Source organism: Listeria kieliensis (assembly GCF_003369925.1).
GTDB lineage: Bacteria > Bacillota > Bacilli > Lactobacillales > Listeriaceae > Listeria > Listeria kieliensis_A.
The window spans coordinates 244,724-265,445 of sequence record NZ_LARY01000002.1 but is presented as its reverse complement, the minus strand read 5'-3'; the positions used below and the strand labels follow the sequence as shown (position 1 = coordinate 265,445).

At 36.0% G+C, this 20,722-nt stretch carries 20 protein-coding genes and 1 pseudogene; all 21 read left to right on the top strand.

The annotated features are described in order from the left end of the window. The first annotated feature begins 154 nt into the window (after window positions 1–154). The 21 genes and pseudogenes from UR08_RS07110 (at window position 155) to UR08_RS13000 (ending at window position 20,617) form a co-directional block, all read left to right on the top strand. Window positions 155–6,724: a DNRLRE domain-containing protein gene (locus UR08_RS07110; protein ID WP_115752976.1), complete on the top strand. Its 6,570-nt coding sequence runs from the start codon at window positions 155–157 to the stop codon at window positions 6,722–6,724. A gap of 170 nt (window positions 6,725–6,894) precedes the next feature. Then, window positions 6,895–7,380, top strand: coding sequence for a hypothetical protein (locus tag UR08_RS07105; protein WP_240616050.1), 486 nt, complete (start codon window positions 6,895–6,897; stop codon window positions 7,378–7,380). A gap of 191 nt (window positions 7,381–7,571) precedes the next feature. Then, entirely contained in the window at window positions 7,572–7,781 is a 210-nt protein-coding gene (locus UR08_RS07100; RefSeq protein ID WP_115752974.1) for a hypothetical protein, read from the top strand. 621 nt (window positions 7,782–8,402) lie between these two features. Further along, on the top strand, window positions 8,403–8,756 hold the full coding sequence (locus tag UR08_RS07090) for a hypothetical protein (RefSeq protein ID WP_115752972.1): 354 nt from the start codon (window positions 8,403–8,405) through the stop codon (window positions 8,754–8,756). A 501-nt stretch (window positions 8,757–9,257) separates the two neighbouring features. Then, on the top strand, window positions 9,258–9,824 hold the full coding sequence (locus UR08_RS07080) for a hypothetical protein (RefSeq protein WP_115752970.1): 567 nt from the start codon (window positions 9,258–9,260) through the stop codon (window positions 9,822–9,824). Window positions 9,825–9,874: 50 nt separating this feature from the next. After that, window positions 9,875–10,089, top strand: a pseudogene (locus UR08_RS07075) (hypothetical protein); the annotation flags it as partial. 328 nt (window positions 10,090–10,417) lie between these two features. Next, on the top strand, window positions 10,418–10,774 hold the full coding sequence (locus UR08_RS07070) for a hypothetical protein (protein WP_115752969.1): 357 nt from the start codon (window positions 10,418–10,420) through the stop codon (window positions 10,772–10,774). 431 nt (window positions 10,775–11,205) lie between these two features. Continuing rightward, window positions 11,206–11,757, top strand: a complete 552-nt coding sequence (locus tag UR08_RS07065; protein ID WP_115752968.1) for a DUF3267 domain-containing protein — start codon at window positions 11,206–11,208, stop codon at window positions 11,755–11,757. An 82-nt stretch (window positions 11,758–11,839) separates the two neighbouring features. Then, window positions 11,840–12,406, top strand: coding sequence for a hypothetical protein (locus UR08_RS07060; RefSeq protein WP_115752967.1), 567 nt, complete (start codon window positions 11,840–11,842; stop codon window positions 12,404–12,406). A 314-nt stretch (window positions 12,407–12,720) separates the two neighbouring features. Then, window positions 12,721–13,191, top strand: coding sequence for a hypothetical protein (locus UR08_RS07050; protein ID WP_115752965.1), 471 nt, complete (start codon window positions 12,721–12,723; stop codon window positions 13,189–13,191). Between the two features lie 18 nt (window positions 13,192–13,209). Next, the gene (locus tag UR08_RS07045) at window positions 13,210–14,226 is read left to right on the top strand and encodes a hypothetical protein (RefSeq protein WP_115752964.1); all 1,017 of its coding nucleotides are present in this window, start codon (window positions 13,210–13,212) and stop codon (window positions 14,224–14,226) included. A 115-nt stretch (window positions 14,227–14,341) separates the two neighbouring features. Further along, window positions 14,342–14,965, top strand: coding sequence for a hypothetical protein (locus UR08_RS07040; protein WP_115752963.1), 624 nt, complete (start codon window positions 14,342–14,344; stop codon window positions 14,963–14,965). Between the two features lie 160 nt (window positions 14,966–15,125). Continuing rightward, entirely contained in the window at window positions 15,126–15,599 is a 474-nt protein-coding gene (locus UR08_RS07035; protein WP_115752962.1) for a hypothetical protein, read from the top strand. A gap of 181 nt (window positions 15,600–15,780) precedes the next feature. Continuing rightward, window positions 15,781–16,383, top strand: a complete 603-nt coding sequence (locus tag UR08_RS07030) for a hypothetical protein (RefSeq protein WP_115752961.1) — start codon at window positions 15,781–15,783, stop codon at window positions 16,381–16,383. Window positions 16,384–16,492: 109 nt separating this feature from the next. Further along, window positions 16,493–17,086 (top strand): hypothetical protein, encoded by a 594-nt coding sequence (locus UR08_RS07025; RefSeq protein ID WP_115752960.1) that lies wholly within the window; start codon window positions 16,493–16,495, stop codon window positions 17,084–17,086. A 202-nt stretch (window positions 17,087–17,288) separates the two neighbouring features. Beyond that, complete coding sequence (locus UR08_RS07020) at window positions 17,289–17,816, top strand: hypothetical protein (RefSeq protein ID WP_115752959.1); 528 nt, start codon at window positions 17,289–17,291, stop codon at window positions 17,814–17,816. A gap of 63 nt (window positions 17,817–17,879) precedes the next feature. After that, a complete protein-coding gene (locus UR08_RS07015; RefSeq protein WP_115752958.1) occupies window positions 17,880–18,278 on the top strand; it encodes a HEAT repeat domain-containing protein in 399 nt (132 codons plus the stop codon). Between the two features lie 50 nt (window positions 18,279–18,328). Continuing rightward, window positions 18,329–18,616, top strand: coding sequence for a hypothetical protein (locus UR08_RS07010; RefSeq protein ID WP_115752957.1), 288 nt, complete (start codon window positions 18,329–18,331; stop codon window positions 18,614–18,616). 198 nt (window positions 18,617–18,814) lie between these two features. Continuing rightward, a complete protein-coding gene (locus UR08_RS07005; protein ID WP_115752956.1) occupies window positions 18,815–19,402 on the top strand; it encodes a hypothetical protein in 588 nt (195 codons plus the stop codon). A 130-nt stretch (window positions 19,403–19,532) separates the two neighbouring features. Then, complete coding sequence (locus UR08_RS07000; RefSeq protein ID WP_115752955.1) at window positions 19,533–19,940, top strand: YxiG family protein; 408 nt, start codon at window positions 19,533–19,535, stop codon at window positions 19,938–19,940. A gap of 524 nt (window positions 19,941–20,464) precedes the next feature. Next, window positions 20,465–20,617, top strand: a complete 153-nt coding sequence (locus tag UR08_RS13000; RefSeq protein WP_165849959.1) for a hypothetical protein — start codon at window positions 20,465–20,467, stop codon at window positions 20,615–20,617. The last annotated feature ends 105 nt before the right edge of the window (window positions 20,618–20,722 follow it).

Sequence of the window (20,722 nt, the reverse complement as noted above, 5' to 3'; positions counted from 1 at the left end):
TTTTGCATGCTATAATCGAATTCCAAAGAGATTCATAAAAAGCAGTATAGTGGGAGCTATACTGCTTTTTTTAGAGAGACTCTTTGGGTGTTTGAGATGATGAAGCGAGTTTAAGCTGGCTTCAAAAAATAAAGGACATAAAAAGGAGACGAGGATGAAGAAAAATTTTAAAAAAGGGTTGCTAAGTTTAATGGCAGCAAGTTTGGTTTTTTCATTGATTCCACCTTATGAAGGGAAAGCTGAATCAGATTCTGCGCCACAAAAAGAAAAAGCAGAACCGAAAAAGAGAGCTGAAAAGCCGACAGAAGTGGTGAGTGAAAGAACAGAGAATGAAAAGGTTTTTGACAATCACGATGGGAGTTTTACCAAGCAGATTTTTTCGGAACCCATTCATATGGAGGAAGATGGTAAGCTCAAAGAAATGGATCCGGTGTTAGAACAAGAAGATCAATCGGATGTCATTCAGCCTAAGCAAACGAAATTAGAGATAGAATTTTTAGAAAAAATGGATAACGGGGCTTATCAGAAATTAACGGAGCCTGGTGCGGAAGCTGTTTTTGCTTTAAAGGGAGCTAAACAAGGAGAAAAAGAAATTGACGTTCAAGATCAAACGGCAAATTTTAAAGAAAATGAAGTGACTTATCAAGAGGTTTTGCCGAAAACAGATTTACGTCATCTTACTTTTAATCGTTCGGTGAAAGAAGATTTAGTTTTGCAAGAACAAACAGAAGCCGATACGTATGTTTATCAAATTGAAACGAAACTTGCGGTTACGAAAGAAGAAAATGGCGATGTTGTTTTCCGTGATGCGGCAGGAAAAATAAAATATACACTACCAAAGCCTATTTTGGCTGATTCCAATGTGGACGAAAAAACTGGAGAAGCGGCAACGACTGATCAGTCGTATTTTGAATTGAAAAAATTGACCAAAACCGTTTATCAGCTTGAGTTAAAAGTGGATATGGACTGGCTTCGTGATGAGAAGCGTGTTTATCCGGTTTATGTGGATCCGTCGATTCGTTTGGATGAAATTTATAACGCTAATGTCAATTCAGCGAGACCAACGGAAAATAATATTGGAAGTAAATTATGGGATCCCGGCCAGAATGCATACACGTTAAAACTGGGGAAATGGGATAATAGTACGGGGAATAATGGGGCGTTCCTCAAGATGGATACGTCCACTTTGCAAAAGGCGACGATTTCGAAAGCTACACTTAAGATGTACAATATTTGGCACATGTCGCCGACGCTTAAGAATGATATCTGGGTATATGAAACGTCTGCCAACTGGTCACCGTGGCAAGTAAACTGGAATAATCAGCCAAAAGCGCTGCGAATTGGACAAGTTAGTGTTGGCCGTGGACAGTGGGCAGCTGCGGATGTGACGGGGACGGTTCAAGCTTGGGCAAGTGGAACGCGCCCAAACTATGGATTTAGACTTGGAACGAATATTGATCAGAATTACTGGAAAAAAATTGTGGCTTCGGAGAATAATACGAATTATCCGTATCTCGAAGTGACTTATTCGTATAATAAACCTGCAAAGCCGACTGTACAGGCTTTCTCGAATGGGGAAGGAACTGGAACGGGGTATTTCGATGTTTCTTGGCCAGCAGTGGCTGGAGCGACAGGTTATGAAGTGATTTTCAACAACGGAAAAGAGGACTTTTTCTTTTCGGCTGGAAAGAACACTAGCTGGACTTCAAAGGGAAAGAAAATTTTCCCAACGCAAGCGGAAATTAATGCGGGCGCTTTTGAATTCCATCAAGATGGCAAAGGGCAAGATTTTATGACGGATCCACGCTCTTTTTATGAAAATGGATTCGAATATTATGGGTCTTCTTGGTTCCGTAATCAAACGCGTTATACGATTCGCGTGCGGGCCATTTATCCAGGCGGCGAAAGCCCTTATTCGGATGTGACGAGTAATTATTTGCCGCTTGAAAAACAAAAGATTCCAAATGCAAAAGCTTATTCGAATTTAGCGAGTAAGAATTCGGGTTATGTGGAACTAAACTGGGATAAAGACCCGCTCGCAGATGGTTATCAAGTTTTGATGTTTAATGGAAAAGTCAATCAAACTTTTGATGTAGGGAATGTCACGAAATGGACAACGCAAGGGAAAGGAATTTGGCCAACAAAAGCTGAAATTGAAGCAGGTGAATGGACGCTTCATACAGACGGGAAGGGAACTGAACTTGCAAGAGATCCATCCCCCGTTTATAAAAATTCTGGCGGCGTGTATCAAGATCGGAAAAATTACTGGTTCCGGATTGTTTCCTATCAAAAAGCAGGAAACCACAAGGAAAGTATCAAATCGGAACCGGCTACTCCGCAAATTCCTGAAGTTTTAAATAAACAACTTGGAATGTCGGATTATTGGATGAGCATTCCGGTTCGTGGCGGGGAAGTCAACGCGACGAATGGAAACTTCTTGTTCCATGAAACGGATTTTAATATTGAAGGTCGTGGTCCAAGTATTAATATTGACCGGACGTTCAACAGTCAAGATGAGCAAATTGGCTTGTTTGGGTATGGCTGGACAAGTACGCTTGAGGAAAAACTGATTGAAGAGCCAAATGGGGATGTTCTTTGGGTGGAATCTGACAAGAAGTCGCACCGCTTTAAGAAGAAGGACAATAAATATGTGGCGCCGGCTGGGATTTATTCGGAGCTTTCAAAGACGGCGGAAGGCTATCTTAAGATTGAAGAGGATAAATCAGAAACGCGGTTCTTGGCAGATGGAAGGCTAGCTTCTGAAAAGGACACGAGCGGAAATGTGCTCAGCTATCTATATTCGAGCGGTTTGCTTACGGGGGTGAAGGATGCTTCTGGGCGGACGGTGAACTTTACGTATCAGGACGGTTTGATTTCGAAACTGACTGGGCCAGAAGGACGGACGATCACTTACACTTATAACGACAAGCAGGAGCTCATGAGTTCTTCGACGGCGCGTGGGAAGTTGTACCGTTATGGCTATACGGACGGTAATTTGACGGCGATTTATGATCCGAAGCACACGGAAGAAAAGCCGTATCAGACGACGTTTGACTATGAAGATAAAAAGCTTGTTGGGATTACTGATCCGGTTGGAAAGAAAACGGGGATTGTGTATGACGAGGAAGCGCAAACGGCAACTTTAACGAATGAGAAGAAGAAAAAGACGATTTATGAGTACAACGATGCTGGAAACCCGCGGAAGGAAATTGTCGATGCGGATGGTTTGAAGCTTACGACAAGTTATACGTATGAGTCGAACAATTTGATCAAGGAAGTGAGTCCGAAAGGGCAAGCGGAGACGTATAAGTATGATGCGGATGGGAACATCATTGAAACAACGGATCCTTATGGGACGGAGAAATTTACGTACAATAAGAACAATGATGTGACTTCTGAAACGGATACGGAAGGGCGAAAAACAACGGTTGCCTATGACGGGGCTGATGCAGTTTCGGAGACGCTACAAACGGAAGCCAATCGTTCGTCTGTGACGCAATATGATGCTTATGGAAATGCAGTTCGGGGCAGTGGTGAACTTGCTGCGGCTCATAATCTTGTGAAAAACAGTGGTTTTGAAGAAGGGATTACGAACTGGGCGAAAACGGAATTTAATGGCAAGGGAACGATCAGTCACGATGCGTCACAAAGTGCTCCTGGCGCGCTTGGCGGAAGCGGGGCGCTCAAGATTGTCAGTGAAGCATTAAATACGGATCGGGGTTATACGTCTGCGATTCAGTGGGTAGATGTAGAACCGGAAACGACGTATACGTTTAGTGCTTGGACGAAAGCAGAGAATATGACGAAATCAGATGGTATGCTGATTGCTCGTAAAAAAGATGCGAGCGGAAAAGATATTACCGATGCTGGCGTTTGGGCATCCAATAGACCAACTTCAATTAAAAGTAATAGCGGTTGGGTGAAACGTCAATTCACATTTAAAACGTCGAAGGCAACACGACAAGTGGTTCTTTATCTTCAAAATGAACAAACCGCTGCTGGAAAAGGTCGTGGAACGATTTGGTATGACAAAGTTCAATTTGAAAAGGGAAGTTCTTCTTCGAGTTTTAACCCAGCTTTAAACGGAAGTTTTGAAGATCACACAAATCAAACAGCGACTGGTTGGACGCGAACTGGAAATGCTTCACAAGTTGCGCTAAGCGTTGTTGATACGGAATCTTCAAGTGGCGATAGTTCGGTTCAAATGGAGCGAAAAGCGACAACGGATGCGCCGGCTTATCTTGGGCAGTTTGTAAAACTGAATCAAAAAGCAGCGAAACCAGTCACGATTACTGGGATGTCGAAATCAGAAAATGTGAAAGCAAATGGCTCCACAAGCAACATGGTGAAAGATTATTCGGTTTGGGGCGACGTGATGTACCAAGATGGTACGAAAGAATACGTGCAGGCGCCTCTTCCACTTGGAACGAATGATTGGAACCGTGGTGCGGTAGTTGTAAGGCCGACGAAGCCAATCAAGGAAATCAAGCTCAATGTCATGTTCCGCGGGGCTTTAACAGGGAAAGCTTGGTTTGATGATTTCCGGATCGTTGAAGGCGAGGTTCTAACGCGTGATGAGTATGACGCGGATGGAAATTATGTGACGGCGAGCTTCGATGAGGAAGGTCGGAAAATCAGCTTTACGTATGACGCTTATGGAAATAAACGAACGGAAGTGGATGAAAAAGGCCACACAAAACGGTTCGAGTATGATGCGGACAATGCGTTAACGAAAACAACGCTGGCGAATGGCACCGCGGTTTCCTATAAATATGACGACAACGGAAACACGACGGAGAAGTTTGTTACGGCAGACGGAGTGACACAGGAAAACAAGTTTGTGTACGATGTAGATAATAAGAACACGGAATTTGTTGACGCGCTTGGCCGGAAGATTGTTTATGAATATGATGCGGCTGGAAATGAAACAAAAGTAACGATGCCAAATGGCCGTGTGACAGAAAGTACGTATGACTCGGCGGACCGTGTGAATGGTGTGAAATGGAATGGGGAAAATGCGTTCCGCTTCCAGTATGATCCAAATGGCAATCAGACGAAGGTAACGGATGATGTCAATGGACTCGTGACGGACAAGATATATGATGATGCGGACCGGATCACGGATGTGAAGGAGCGCGGCGGTTCTGTCAGCTATGCGTATAAGGATAAACCAACAGCAAGCAACAAAGGCAAGACAGACAAAGTGGATTCAGTTTCGATCAGTCATGGCGCGTTCACGGCAAAAACAACGTATGCATACAATGATTTAGACCAAAATACGCGAGTGAATGATGGTAGCAGGAATGCTTATTTCGAGTTTGATGAATTTGGAAACATCGGCGTGTATACGGCTGGGAATGAGACGGCTGCGAATTATAGTTATGATAGCACACAGAAGGTGACCAATGTTTCGATCGGGACTAAGGAAGGCGAAGCAATTCTCGATGAAAGTTATACGTATGACGCGGCGAGCAATCGTACGAGTATTGATAACAAGAAGTCCGGGAAGACTCTTTATGAATATGATGCGGTGAATCAACTCACAAAGGAAACTTTGCCTGACGGAACGGTGAAAAGCTATGCGTATGATGGCTTTGGAAACCGTACGCAAGTTTCGGTCAGCGGAAGCGAGACAAAGACGATTGCAGCATCGTATAATAAAGGTAACCAGCTAGTTTCTTGGAATGGAGAAACACTGGCGTACGACGAAAATGGCAACCGTGTGAGTGACGGCAAATTTGCATATGCGTGGGATACGGGCGATCGCTTGGCATCTGTGACGAAAAAGGGCGAGAGTAAGCCATTTGCGACGTATACGTATGATGACGACAACAGACGTCTATCGAAAACGGTTGACGGAGTTGTCACGAACTATCATTATGATGGCGATAGTATTGATGTCTTATATGAGACGGATGCAAGCGGGAAAGTGACGCGACAGTATGTGTATTCGGATGATAACGTTCGTCTTGCGATGAAGATGAATGGGAAGACGCTGACGTATCATTATAATGCGCATGGAGACGTTGTGGCGCTTACGGATGAAGCTGGGAAAGTGGTAGCAGAGTATGCGTATGATGCTTGGGGAAATGTACTTTCAAGTAAGGCGGAAACGGCGGAAGCGAAGGCGAATCCTTATGGTTATGTGGGGTATACGTATGATAAGGAGCTTGGCCAGTATTACTTGATGGCACGGTATTATGAACCTGAGCAAGGTGTGTTTACGGCATATGACCCAGATCCAGGAGATGAAGATGACCCGCAGACAATGAATGGATATAATTACGCGGGAAATAATCCGGTGATGATGATAGATCCAGATGGTCACGCCTTCTGGGGACCATTATTTAAAGGGGCATCGTGGGCTTGGAAAGCTAGTAAACCAATACGAAGCAAGGCTTGGAAAGGTGTTAAAAAAGGTGCTAAGAAAGCTTGGGGCAGTGTAACAAAGGCTGGTAAAAAGCTTGGTAATAAAATAGGTAAAAGCGTAGCATCTCGATATAACCGTAATAAAAAGGAATTTACAATAAATAAGAACTGGAAGATTGGACTTCCGAATAAAAAACAAGGTGGTAGGATTTTTAATATAGTTAATCGTAAAAAAGGCCGATTATTTGCTTTAGATTATGGAAAAGTTGATGGTTCTGGTAAAAAGTATTTACATTATCATTGGAAATATTCAAAGAAGCATTATATTATCTATCCACGCAAAAAGAAAAGATAACAGTAATTCGTCAGTGAAATTCATCTATCTTTGCCTTGCTTACTCAAAAAGATAGATGAATTTTTATAAAAGACATTAGAACATTTAGCATCTAAGGTGTAGTTATAAATATTGATGAAGAGAAAATACCTATAATATTTTAATGTATATGTAAAGGAAGATGAAACCTGATGAATAAAAAACAACTTGAAAAGGTTAAAAAAGAAGATGTCTTTAACTATGCAAAGGATGATGGAATAATAGGGGCTGATAACATTTATATCTACTATTTTGATGATCCAGAAAAAGCTAGTGATCAGGAAATCGAAGATATTTGTAATACAGTTGGACCTTATATGCAAAGTGTGTATTTTGCAGAAGATCCGTACGGAGTTTACCATGAGCTTGCTGGTTCCAGATTTGGCGGTTACGTTAAATGTAATTTATGGAAGGAAACTATAGAAACTCAAAAGCAAATGCTCCAACTATTTTTATATGGAGATGCAAATCCAGAATTAAATCGAATATTTCTTTTTAAAGATAAAAAGAGGCTAAACGCAGGAGAGAATGTTTTTTTAGATGCAAATATGGTTGTTATGGCTCCAATATTGGATGTAAGAGCAGTTGGTTTTTTTTCAAAAGGAATTGATCTAGAACTTTTTTTCAAATGTCTTTAAACATTTGAAAAAAACTAGTTCTCTAAAAGGTGGAAGTAATGGAGACATTGTGGCGGTAGTAAATTATGCAGTGATGAAATACGCATATGATACTGAAAACGCACTTTTGAACAAAAAAGAAGAAAAAGTTAGAGTAGCGATTTAAGATTGTACCGCAACTTAAATTAAATAAAGAGAAAAAGATTAGAAAAATGGGAAAAAGAGCTTATCAATCTGCAAAATCTAGAAAAGTAAGAAAAATTGCGAAAAAGATGAAGTTTAATCGTGGGGCATCCAAATACATGCAAAATAAAAACTGTTATATGCCACGTCATATATTAGCAACAGCTGTCACATATGGTAAAAAACAACAGATAAAAAAAGGAACCTTTTTTTATAAGACTTATACGACAACAATGTGAAAAAATGGAAAGAAGTACAAAATGAGAGTGGTCTATAATAAATGGACAAGAAAGGTGCAACATTTCCACTATTATAAATAAAGGGGAGATAACTTTGGAATTAGTTATTGAGATTAGGAGCGTACTCATGCGATATGAAACATATTATCGAATTTTTATTAATGGAGAGTTAATGGATGCATCTAATACCAAAAAAGCACTAGAAGAAGCAGGTACTTCATATTTGCGTAGAAAATGTATATTACCTCTTAAGTTTATTGAAGACGATGAATTTTTTTCCAATTTGAAGATGCAGCGGAAGTTGAAGACCAAGATGACTTTGATATCATGTCAGAGCCTTTCTATTCTTTGAAAAAAGATGTGCTTATCAGAGCGATCAATAGAGGACAAGTCAAAATATTAGAATTAGACGATTCGGAAGGTATTGTATAGACATCAAACTAATAGAAGAAATATTAAGTGAAGTAAAAGAATTGCTTAGCAACTCTTTTACTTAAAGATAGTAGACAAGGGACAAAGCCTTACTTGGTGATACATTAGTATAACTCGGTTCCGAACATGGCGGCTGTGAGTCAATTCTCAATAAAACGAACTTAAGTTTTATTTATGAGAGGTGGAGAAATGGTTATTGTATTTAAAATAGTTGTTGTAGCTTTTTCATATTTGATCTGTAGTATATGTGCTAAAAATATTTTTGATCTACAAAGGAAACTAAATGGTCTAAATATAGCTTTGGTTATTGTACTGAGCTATATATTTATGGCAAATCTACCTTTAACTTTTGCTTATTTCATTATATGGGATACTGTTAATTATTATTTTTTGTTCCAAATAGCTATAATTCTTGTTTTGAATTTAGGCTTTCTTTTAATAAGACATAACAAAGGAATGATTTATTTTTCTTCATTACTGGGTATTGGTGCGGGATTGTATAACGTCCATTTATTCGTTAACGTTCTTATTTTAAATCCATAAACTGAGGTGAGATGGTGGAAACTTTTATAAATGGTTTGTATTTTATTTTAGCTGGATTAATAGGTCTTTTTTCATCTTACTTGATGTTAAAATACTACATTTTTTCTAATAAAGAAAAGCAAAATAAATTCAGGGATCTTTTTGCGTATATACACGTGGGAATTGCGTTATACACTCTTTCACTTTGTTTCATTATATTTCAGGTAAAGCTAACTCATTTGGAATTCTTTGGCATTGTAACTTTTATTTTATCATTTGTAGTGGTGTTAACATGGTGGTTAATAAGAAAGAAAAAATTAACAAAGAATATCTTTGCTTATTGTACAATTTTTCTTTTGGCGTTGTGTATTTACATCGGAATATTTATCATTCCAGCTTTTTACTAAACTAATTTAAAATTTAAAAAAGTCTGAAAATAGACGAAGGGAACCAACTACTGAATATAGGAGGACTACAAATAAAAAACATAGAACTGAGTTTAAATTAAGGAGATGGTGATTAATGTCATGGAAACATGAAGAAAAAATAATCTCTTCGGTTAAAAAAATAATTGATATGAATAAAAGTTTTCCAAATTTGATCGTGTTTGATAATAGTGAATTTCATTTTTTCTTTGAAGAGGTTGAAGCTGTGTATTTAGAAGAAAAAGTTTTTTGGCAGATGGTTAAGGACATTTGCCAAAAAACGAATGATTCTGTAGTATATCTTATTACTAGGCAGACAATAAAAAAAGGTTTATTGAGATGGGATGACAAGCTTAAAGTAATAAATAAAATTCATATGAATGTGACGACAGAAGAGTTGAGGTCTCTAGTCGATTTTGAACAGATGATGGATGACTTTCCACTTCTCTGGTTTTATATTTATTTTCCTTCTGAAAAAGCAATCATGGTTGTTGATGAGTATATTGAACTAGCGATGCTGGGTTTGGAAAGGAGCATCCAAATAGAAATACCTTGGTATGCGGCAGACAAGGTGTTTGAAGTGGAGGGATTGGATATGTCTGAAAAGTTTTCGAAAACTTTTCAGAGAAAAATAATATATAACTACGATAATTCAAAAGCTTAATAGAAGCTTATTGATAGCATTCATATTTTATGAAGTAAATATGAATATGGCAGTATGTGTATTTGGATGGTGGCGTTCGTCTGGCGATGAAGATGGTAACGTATCCTTACAATGCACATGGGACGTTGTGGCGCTTACGGATGAAGCTGGGAAAGTAGTGGCATCGTATGCGTATGGATGTGCTTGGGGAAATGTACTTTCGAGTAAGGCGGACACGAAAGCGAATCCTTATGGGTATGCCGGATATACGTATGATGCGGAGCTAGGAGAGCAGCTTTAAAAGGAGCAGGAAGAAGTTTGGCTGGACAGGAGTTGGAAGAGCACTAGGTTTTGTTTCAAAGGGAAAGGCATTTTTACGAGTTGTTAAAACAAAGCGATTCAAGAAAAATTTAAAACAATACGTTAGACATGCTAAAAGACTTCTGAAAAATCCTAAAAAGCATTTAAGAAGAACACCTGTCAGAAGATTAAAGGGAATGAAAAAGGCTAGGAAAAAATCTACAAAAACTAAACTGAAAAGAATGTCTAATGCAATAAAGAAGCATAGGTGAAATAAATGTAACTTCACGCAATTGGAGTATTGGAGGATAATTATGATTGAATTTGGTGTAGACCTATTAATAAATCTTATTACTTTTGGGATTTGTTTCTTACCACTATATTTTGCAGAGAAGAGTCGTCCTCTTTTTGAAAATATTGCCGCTACCATGGCTTTTATAGGATTAATGGGAGTTGGAACAGGTATTTTTATTAGTTCAAGCGAGGAAATAAGCACACATGCTTATATAGTTTTAATCATCCAGATTTGTGCTTTGAGTATTGACGGGATATTAATTTTATGGAAAAAAAGATTTGGAAATAACAAATTTTTGGTCATAATATCTATATTAATATCTATAGTTTCGATGATTTTATATATTTATTATGTCGTAGCTAGCTTTATTTATTAAAGTAAATGAAGCTGTGAGAATGCGAATACAAATAACAAGCGAGGAATGGATTATGACTAATAAAGTAACTTTTTTATTGATAGCTAGTCTTTCATTGTAAGACACATCATTTCTAATATATAAATTTATCTAGGGCTCTTAGGTTTAGGTAACAAATAAGTGATAAATGTAAGTTTCGAGATCTAATAAGAAACAATGTCTTAGATCCTATTCTAAGAAAAATAATAAGAGAGTACTTTGAAATAGTCTTTTTCTAAACAGAAATTAAACTTTTTAGTATTACGTAGTGTAGCGCCTATAGAAAAGAAAGACTTACATGTTGGAAATGAATCTTAGGTGGATGTTAATAAAAAGAGACTTGACTCTAGGAGTAGATATGCTAGAGTCAAGTTCTTCTAAAGTTTACAGAACATCAGAAAGTAGGAAGCAGCATGAAATTAAAAAAAGAAATTAACTTGATAAACGACAAAAAATTTATTAAAAGGCTAAATTGGATGGCGTTGGGGATTACGGTCGCCTTTATTGTGATATTTCAGCTTCTTTCAATGATAGCTTCTCCAAAGTTATCACGATTTTGGGATTTTCACTTTAGCGTTGTTTTTTTGATCACTGTGCTCTTTTTATTTTTATCGCTACTGATTCATGAAGGGATTCATGGCTTGTTTTTCAAACTGTTTAGTGAGACAGGCAGCAAGGTGATAGTCGGATATAAAAATGGATTGCTTTATGCTAGCAGTCCAAATTCTTTTTATTCAAGAAATCAATTTATCTGGATTTCCATCGCACCATTTTTCTTTATTACAAGTATTCTGACTATATTATTTTTTTTAGGCTGGCTTCCTCAAGAAGTTTACGTTATTTTGGCCACCGTTCACGGAAGCGGCTGTGTGGGTGACTTTTATTGGTGTTATTTGTTAATAAAAGAACCAAAAACTGTTAAGGTGGAAGACACCGAAGTGGGATTTCGAATATATGAAAGCTAACTAGTCATTTTTGTGAGCTTGAGATATATGAAACAATAAATATCTGTAGAAAAAATAATAGTTATAAAAAGGAGAAATAAAAATGAGTACAAAATTTATTTATAAAGCTTTAATGGAATGTCAAAACGAAAAACACTTAACAGCTCTATATTTAGGTGATGATTTTGAAAGCTATAATGCCGGTTATATTGAGGCGGTGACGGAAAATGATGTTCTTTTTCGTGCGCGACGGCAAGATGGGGTTTTAGAAGGATGGATTGCTGTTCCTATTGAAGCGATTAATAAAATTGAAATGGGGACGAATGACTTAAAGGCAGTTGAAGTTTATGGTCAGTCGTTGAATGAGATTTATGAGGAAACTTTTTTTAAGGGCGATACGCCAAAACGTAAACATTCGATTATGGAGATTGTTTCTGATTATTTGCTTCATTCTGGAGAAGTCACTACGATTGAATTGCTTTGCGGGGAAGAATACTTGAATGGAATCATTGTGGAAGATGATCTTTTTGGACTTAAATTAGAAGTTTATACGGATGAAGGTTCGTCTGATGGCTTAGCATGGATTAAAAAAGAGGATATCACAGGGATTCGCTTTGGCGGGAAATCTGAAAAGATCATTAAAAAATTCATGGCTTCGGAAGGAAAATGATAAATGTCCTATTTAAATCGTGAGAATAAGGAAAACTGTTTTGTTGGAGCCTAGAAATGACTTTTAAGGAAATTATTTTTTATATCGTCGGGCTCATTATTTTCTATTTTTTCTTTTGTGTTCTATTGGCCTTTATTTGGGCGACTTATCAAGCACTGGTGCATAAAGAACGTTTTTTTGAAAAATTTGGGGAGACTTTTTTGCATCTTTTTGTGGAGATTTTATGGCCGCCAAATTGGTTTTGACAATAGACGAGACTGGAAAAAACTAGTAAAAGAACAAAGAAAAGGAGATTACATCTAAAGGAGAAGAGTATGTTTGATAAAAATTATATTCATCTGGTTTTTCGGCGGGCTTTGAAGCAAGATGAGTATTTTCGTATTTATTTGTTTGAAGATGAATTGGTTTTTGTAAAATTAGCGGGTCAGTTTTATCATCAGGATTCGCTTTTTCAATCCGGTCTTTTAATTCCTTTGTTCGTCATTCCATATAAAATTGCTCAAGCTCGTTTAGAAAAGCGGATTGATGCCGTGGAACAATGCCTTCAAAAAGAAGGGGTAAAAGGTTTGCTCAAAGATAAGCGGAATTTTAGGCTAGAGAGGTCTGAAATTTGGCAAGTGCAAGCGACTGGGCAGAATGGAAGTTTTCGGAATGCGATCGTCTCGAACTATGAATTTCACGTTAATTTTCTTTTAAAAAATGGCGAGAAACATAAAATGGCGGTGGCTTTTGGCGAATCGAATTTGTTTGTGCGACGAAAATTACAGGAATTTGGCTATCTATGATGAAAGGAAGGTAACAACATGGAGAAATTCAGAGAATATGAACTCATCCAAAACGAAGAACATCTCACAGAAGTTGAAATTGACTTAGAAACGGGCGAAGAAGTGGCGGAAATGATCAAGCAAATTGTCGCGAGTGATGTGGCGACCATTTGCATGGAGCATACAAGTAAAATGGAACATTGTTTGCTTGATTTAGATATTCCCTATGAGCGGCAGCAGGAAAGTATTTACGTCAATCGACCGACACCAGCTCAAGCAGCAGAACTCATTACCGAACATTGTACGTATGATCTTTCAAGTTATATATTAATCTTTTTGTTTGCCGAATGTGAGCGCAAACTAGAACAAGTCGTTTTTCGGAAAAAGCCAGAGTGGCATGTTGGAAATTACTTACAAGAGGAAGGAATCGTGCTTACGATGTTTGAGGACGACGCAGTTTTTTTCATTGGAGCCACTAGTGAAGAGCGGGTCAATGCCTTTGTAAAAATAATGGACGAACGTATGGACAAGAAACAAGTGCCTGTCATTGAGCGATTAATTGATGCCCCTAAACAATTTGATCTTCCTGACGATTTTTTAGAAGAGCAGAAATTACCGTTAAATGTGCATTTCAAAAAAGTTTCAGGTGAATTGTTGGCAACACCGCCGTTATTTAAGAAATCACTTGAAGTAGAGCATCTTGATAAGATGGTTGCAGAGCCGATTGTTGCTGCGATCCTTCCAGGAGATTGCGAGGATATTTTGGAGAAGCTAGAAATTGAATATCGCACGGAGATGAAGATGCTTATTACGGCTTCAATCGAAGCGGAAAAGCGTTTCGAATTTCTCGATAAGCTCCATAAAGAGAGTATTCTTGGGAATATTTATTTGTTTTACGGAAAAGAGCCAAAAATTCAATTTGAAAGGCAAGAACGAACCTCACTTTTAAAGAAAATCTTTACGCCGCCTGCTATTGTAAATTTCTCACTCGAAGAAGAAGCAAAAGCACTAGTTTTGACTTTTGATGGCGAAATCGCTGCTGTGTTTGAAGGGTGAAATAGTTTTAAGAAAGTGGCTGAGAGAATTTAAATTGTTTTATGATGTGATGATATAATTTTATGCTATTCGAGCTTATAGCTATCGCTTTTTTGTAAAAGGAGAGAAAACGACTGTGGATATGAAAAAAATGAGGCAGCAAATAATAAAAGAGCTCGAAGAACAGCAAACTATAAATTCATTGTATGAATGTATACAAAATTTATATTCATCGGAGAAAGAAACTCCAGAACAAGTGTTTAAAAATCCAACAAGTTTAAAAGTTTTTAGCTTTGAGGACTTTGTAGAAGAGGGGTTAAATAGCTTTATTAAACTTTCAATAGCAGAAGGTGCCGATTCTCTTTTTTGGCTCCCAGCCAATGATTGGATCGACTTTAATCAATACGTAAAAATTGACTTGTCCTGTGTTTCTGAAACACTTTATGATGATATACGAACAAAATGGCATAAAGGAAATTTTGGTCTGTTCACAGAATATGGCTGTATTTTTAATGAAAAGAAAAAGTGGGTTGTGCAGATTTCTGAAGAGTTAGAGCTTGTTGTAATGGGAATTTTTCAAGATGCAGAGCTAGCAATCAATGGTTTTCAACTAGAAGCTTATACAAAAGAAAGATTTCTAGAAGAATATGAGAATTTTCCGGAAGACTATTTAAACTTGTCTTATAAAGCAGCAGAAAAGGATGCCCAGATAATAAACGAAGCCGTTGTTTATCCGATGATTAAAAATTATTTTGATTGATCAATATCTGTTGTGAAAAGAAAATTTGCATATTGAATGCAAGGCTTAGATAAATGTTAATAAATCAAAAATTGGATTTTGTCTGGATCAGTGGCTAGAGGTGATTATGGTTGCAAAGTGAATAGTTGTGATCTGATGTCAAAGGAAGAGGAGGTTAAATATGATATTTCTGAAAGGTTTAACAACTGTAGGAGCTTATGACCAAGAAGGGAAATATTTAGAAGATATACAAAGTGAGATAAAAGATTTGGTAAAACAACTTCATATGTTTTATGATATCTACCAATTTTATACCTCTCATCAAGTGGCAAATGATTCTGATTTTACTAGTCTTATCTATAAAGGGAAACTACAAAAAACTTTTGTGCACTTTTACAAAGTTAATTTGATTCATTTCGAAGAGGGGTCTAGTTTTGCTGAATATTTATTGGTTAATAAGGATGAGGATTTATGCGAGTTAATAGAAAAAACGAATATCAAAACATTGCCACATGTTGATAATTTAAATAAAGAGCTACTAAAGATTTTTCCTTTAATTATTAGATTATCTGATTCAAGTGAAGTCATTGCTTATTCAGAATGTATCTCAAAACTGGATTTTATTGATGAATTGACATTTGATAGTGGGAATTAGCATTAATTATATAATATTAAATTTTGGGGTGCAGGACGGAATGCGAAAGAATTAATTGCAGCGATAAAATAAGGTGAAAATATTGGTGAATGCAAAGACCCAAATCAGCATTCTACTAGAAGAAGTTGAAGATCACATCAACAAGTAAATAATTTCAATGGACAGAGAAGGGGGGAAACAAGTGGGAAAAATTGTGAAAGAACTAAGTCCCGAATTAGCCCAATTATTGTATGAATCGCTAGAAGATAAATATGATCCTTATAAGCTGGTACCGGAACAAGTATTTAAAAATCCAATTCAGATTAAAGTATTCAATATATACGACTTTTTTGACGATCAGTTAAAAAGTTTCATAGATTTATCGAAAGCCGAAAATGCGAGAAGTGTTTTTTGGTTACCTCCTACAGGGTGGAACCGTCTAGATTATTATGTTGAAATTGATCTGCTTGATTCTTGTAAAGATTTGAATTCAAGTATAAGTAATCAGTGGGAAGAACTTGACTACACTTTTTTATCCGAAGGTGGTTGCCTATATAACGATAAAATGAATTGGATTGTTCAAGTTTCAATGGAATTTGAAATTATAATCATGGGGGTATTTGAACATTTAAAAGATAGTTGGTCCCATTTTCATCTAAAGCCTTATACCAAACAAACTTTTTTAGATGAATTTGAATTTCGAGCTGAAGAATACGAAGGTGTTTCATATTCATATGCGAAAAAAGACTCGGAAAAAATGAATGCAACTGATGTATATCCCATTGTCAAAAATTATTTTGAATGATATCAAAAAAATGTGTAAAAAAAGGTGAGAAGTAAAGCGCTGAACTTTATATCATGCGAACTAGACTTGTAATATGATTCTTTATAGAGAGAATATTGGAGGAAAGAGAATGATAAAGGAGCTTACACCGAACGATTTAAAAACGATTTATTCGAATATAGATTCTGTCTTGTTATCTGAAAGAAGAATGCCACAGCAAGTTTTCAAAGATGTATTGTTCACATTAGTATTTGATTTGGAAGACTTTATGAAACATGGTCTAGAAGACATCATAGGCTTGTCTAAACTTGACCAGGCAAAAAAGCTCATATGGCTACCTAATATTGGAGTTCCAGCAAATATACAAATGGTGGAACTAAATCTAAATGAAAAAGTAACAGGTTTCAGTAGATATTTAAAAGAATTGTGGGAAGAGGGTACTTTATTTTTTTTACTTGATTACGGCTGCTTGTTCAATGACCAAAAAAAGTGGATCATTCATTTTTCTATTGAATTGGAGATCGTTGTTCTAGGAGTTTTTGAAGAAAATAAAAATGTGAATTCTATAATTAAGGCTACACCTTATACAAAAGAAAGATTTCTAGAAGAATATGGGAACTTCCCGGAAGACTATTTAAACTTGTCTTATAAAGCAGCAGAAAAGGAAGCCCGGATTATGAACGAAGCTGTTGTTTATCCAATGATTAAAAACTATTTTGACTAGTTTTAGACCTATGATAAAAGAAAGCTTTACACATTATAGAACTAAAAAGGCAGTTATTGTTGTTGATAAATATACTGAACTTGTAAAGGTGGATTTAGAAAAGAATATTCAAGCAGAAATATCTTGGCTACACCCGGAAAAGTCTTGAAAGGGAGGGTTGCAAAGCTAACACTCAAACTAGCAAAGAGAAAGGAAGCAAAAAATGTATCAATGTGAGGGAAATAAGGAATCCCTGGAATTGGCTTTGTATTATCGTGTATATGGATTTAAATCTCTTTGGACAATTGACTTAAAAGATGATGCTCAAATAGAAAACAAAATATACAAGCTTCGAGATAAGATTAAAAAAATATATTACTTTAATGATGATGAAACGGAATCTATCTTAACGCAAAAAGAAATAGACTATGAGGCTCAAGGAGATTATCTAAGTGTTAACTTTGAGCAAGCTGTTTCGCGCGACTTGATCGCTCTCTTATTTGACTATTCAGATCCAATGACGTTTGCCTCTTTTAACCGAATACTTTTAACTTCTGATGCGGAAGTCACTCAGGAAGAAAACAAAAAATTTTTAAGGAAAACAAAAGACGAAACTTTTTTAGACTTGTGCTTTAAAGGAGATTGCTTGATTATTGGGCATGATCAAGAAGAATTCTTGTTTTTTTCTCACAAAGATAAAGAGGATAGAAAATATGTTGAGCAAGTTTTTTATTTTTTGGGAAAAAGATAGGAGAACGAGGGATTTAGTTGCTGGAAGAGGTAAACAAAATTTTGAAAAAGGTGGTTGCTTTGAATGATTAGTCAAAAAGAATTTGATAGAATTATTCAAATGGATGCAAGACATTTACTGAGAGAGATAAAAAAGACAGACCAAGCTAATTTGAATAAACAAATTCTGATTATTAATATGCTGGCAAAATTTTCTAAAGGAAAAACCGTACAAAAAAATTTACTTAAATTCACGGATAGCCAAGAAACCATTTTAAGGGCCACTGCTTTTGACGCACTTTTAGTGAATGGTCATAAAGAAGTTATTAATGCTGCATTTAGACATTTGAATGATGAAATAGATGTTGTTATAAGATGTATTGAACTATTAGGTTATCACGAAAAAAAAAAAGTTATCCCTTACCTAATAAAATTTTTAGATGATGATGAACCTGTAATTCGATTTTATGCAGCAATAATTTAGGACTGTTTCCAGATGAAGCGGATCAAAAAATTTTAAGAAATAGGATGAAAATGGAAAATGATCTACTTGCCCTAGCAGGTATATATTTCGGAATCAATTACCAAATAGTAGATGAGCAAGAAAATAATTATTGGGTAACAAAAATGGGGAAACTATTAATGCAAGCCAAAGACGATGAAGATCAATGTGCAATAGCTGATTTATTGGCTGATTCTGCATACCCACATGTTAGAGAGACTGTTTTTAACTTTTATAGGCAACTGACTAATAGAGGAGTTAGTAAAGAGGTGTCTATAAATATTATAGAGAATACTAAGCTTATTAACTCAAGAGGCTAGAAAAATACAGTTATTATTCATAATACGAGGATCATTCTTAAAATGTAGTATGTGAGAAGAGGGGATTTTTAAGAGAAAGGAAGAAGATAGTGTGTTAAGAACGGAACGAGTTTTTTGTGAATGTACTCATTCATCGGGCTATTTGAGTTATCTAATGGTTTCAAATAATGCACTTACATTTCAAAAGGAGGGACCATTTTGATTAAAATGACATCTTCAAATAAGCTTAAGGAAATGTATAAAAATATAGAATTGCACTATATGAGTGAAGCAAAATTGCCTCAGAAGGTGTTTAAAGATGCAAAATCTATTTATATTATTGAAATTGAAAAATTTTTAGAGCGAGATTTGGAGGATATTATTTGCTTGTCTAAAGCTGAAAAAGCTTCACAATTGATGTGGCTACCAAATATTGAAACCATAAAAGAAATCCCAGTTATGGAATTAAATCTATCCGAAGAAGTATCCAATGTGTCTGAATTACTGAAAATTTGGTGGGAGGAAGAAAATATTCTTTTTTCCTTTTTGGAATATGGTTGTTTGTTTAATGACAAACAAAACTGGATCGCACATTTCTCTACAGAACTAGGATTGGTAGCAGTAGGTATTTTTGAGAAAAAAGCATCTATTTTCTCTTTTTTTGATTCTTCAGCAATGACAAAAGAAGATTTTCTGGAACAATTTGAGCAGTTTCCAGTGGATGACATTAATAAAGAGCAGCAAAAATATGCAGCGAGCATCAATAATTATGAAGTTTATCCTGTCATACAAAACTATTTTGAGTGAAAAATAGGGAAGAAAAGCAAAAATCAGATAACGAAGGTAATGATGCTACAAGTCGCTTTTGAATTACTTAAAACAATATTAGTATAACGAGGACGATTAAAAAAATATTGGGAGAAAAAGGAGAATAAAATTGAGCTTTTTTAAGAAAAAAATAACAAATAACATCTTGGCTAATAAAAAAATATTTGAATACCCAGAATTTCCATTGTATTCGCTGAGGCATGATGTTTGGAACGGTGAAATTGAAATGATTTTTGCTGAGGAAGAAAACCTTCAAAATAAACTTCAATTACGATTTGAAAAAGTTTCTGCATGTTATTTTCAAAATGGTTATGGTTCTGATCGATTTATGTTTGATAAACAAGATCACGGTTTTCAAATGATGGAATTAGATGTCATGGATTCACCACAAGAAATGGGGGCAGGCGGAGATTTTTCTTCAAAAGCAAATATTTCAATTGAATTAGGTGATTTATCATTAAGTATCGAGTGCCAAACCATTGTGATAGATGGGGAAGTTTTTGAATTATTGGAGTGAACAAGAACTCATAGGAGGAAAGAAAAATAGACCGCACAGATTCTGTGCGGACGTAATCAGAATAACATACCTCTAAAACTTCCGCTACATAGTCAGGACTTATCATGTCTGTTTTGGAACCATTCAGAATAACATACCTCTAAAACATACGGTTATGGAGTGAACAACATTGGACCGTTTTGGAACCATTCAGAATAACATACCTCTAAAACGAAACAGGCGGAAATGTGACAGAAACAACTGTTTTGGAACCATTCAGAATAACATACCTCTAAAACCTCGGAAGTTTTTCCGATATTTCGTAATCGCAGTACTCGTCCCTAGCAGAACTTCTATTCTGATGGTTCTTTTTTATTTTTTTGTCAAGAATCGTTCTATTAAGATATGTAAATAAAGTTATGATTCTAAAGGCTATATTTCTCTTCTATTATACCAAATTCTGATTACTAAAAAATAAACTTTTCTAAAATAGCCCGAAAATGTGAAAAATTAAATTGAAAGAAAGTAACTAGGCGGAGCTTACTATGAAAGATAAGCTTGCCTTAGTTTTCCATAAATTTGGGTATGAAAAAAGCGCCGAGAACAGCGCTACTTTAAAAGTTGGTTACGGACAAAGCCTTATTTTAACTCGCTATGTTATTCTGAATAATTCCAACATCTTTATTATATCAAATTAAATTTATTTTGCAATAGGGTTATTGATTAAATGTCTAAATGGTATATAATTAAATCAGAATTAACAAACTACTTTTAGTGAATAGGTGTGTGGGGAGTCAACTAGT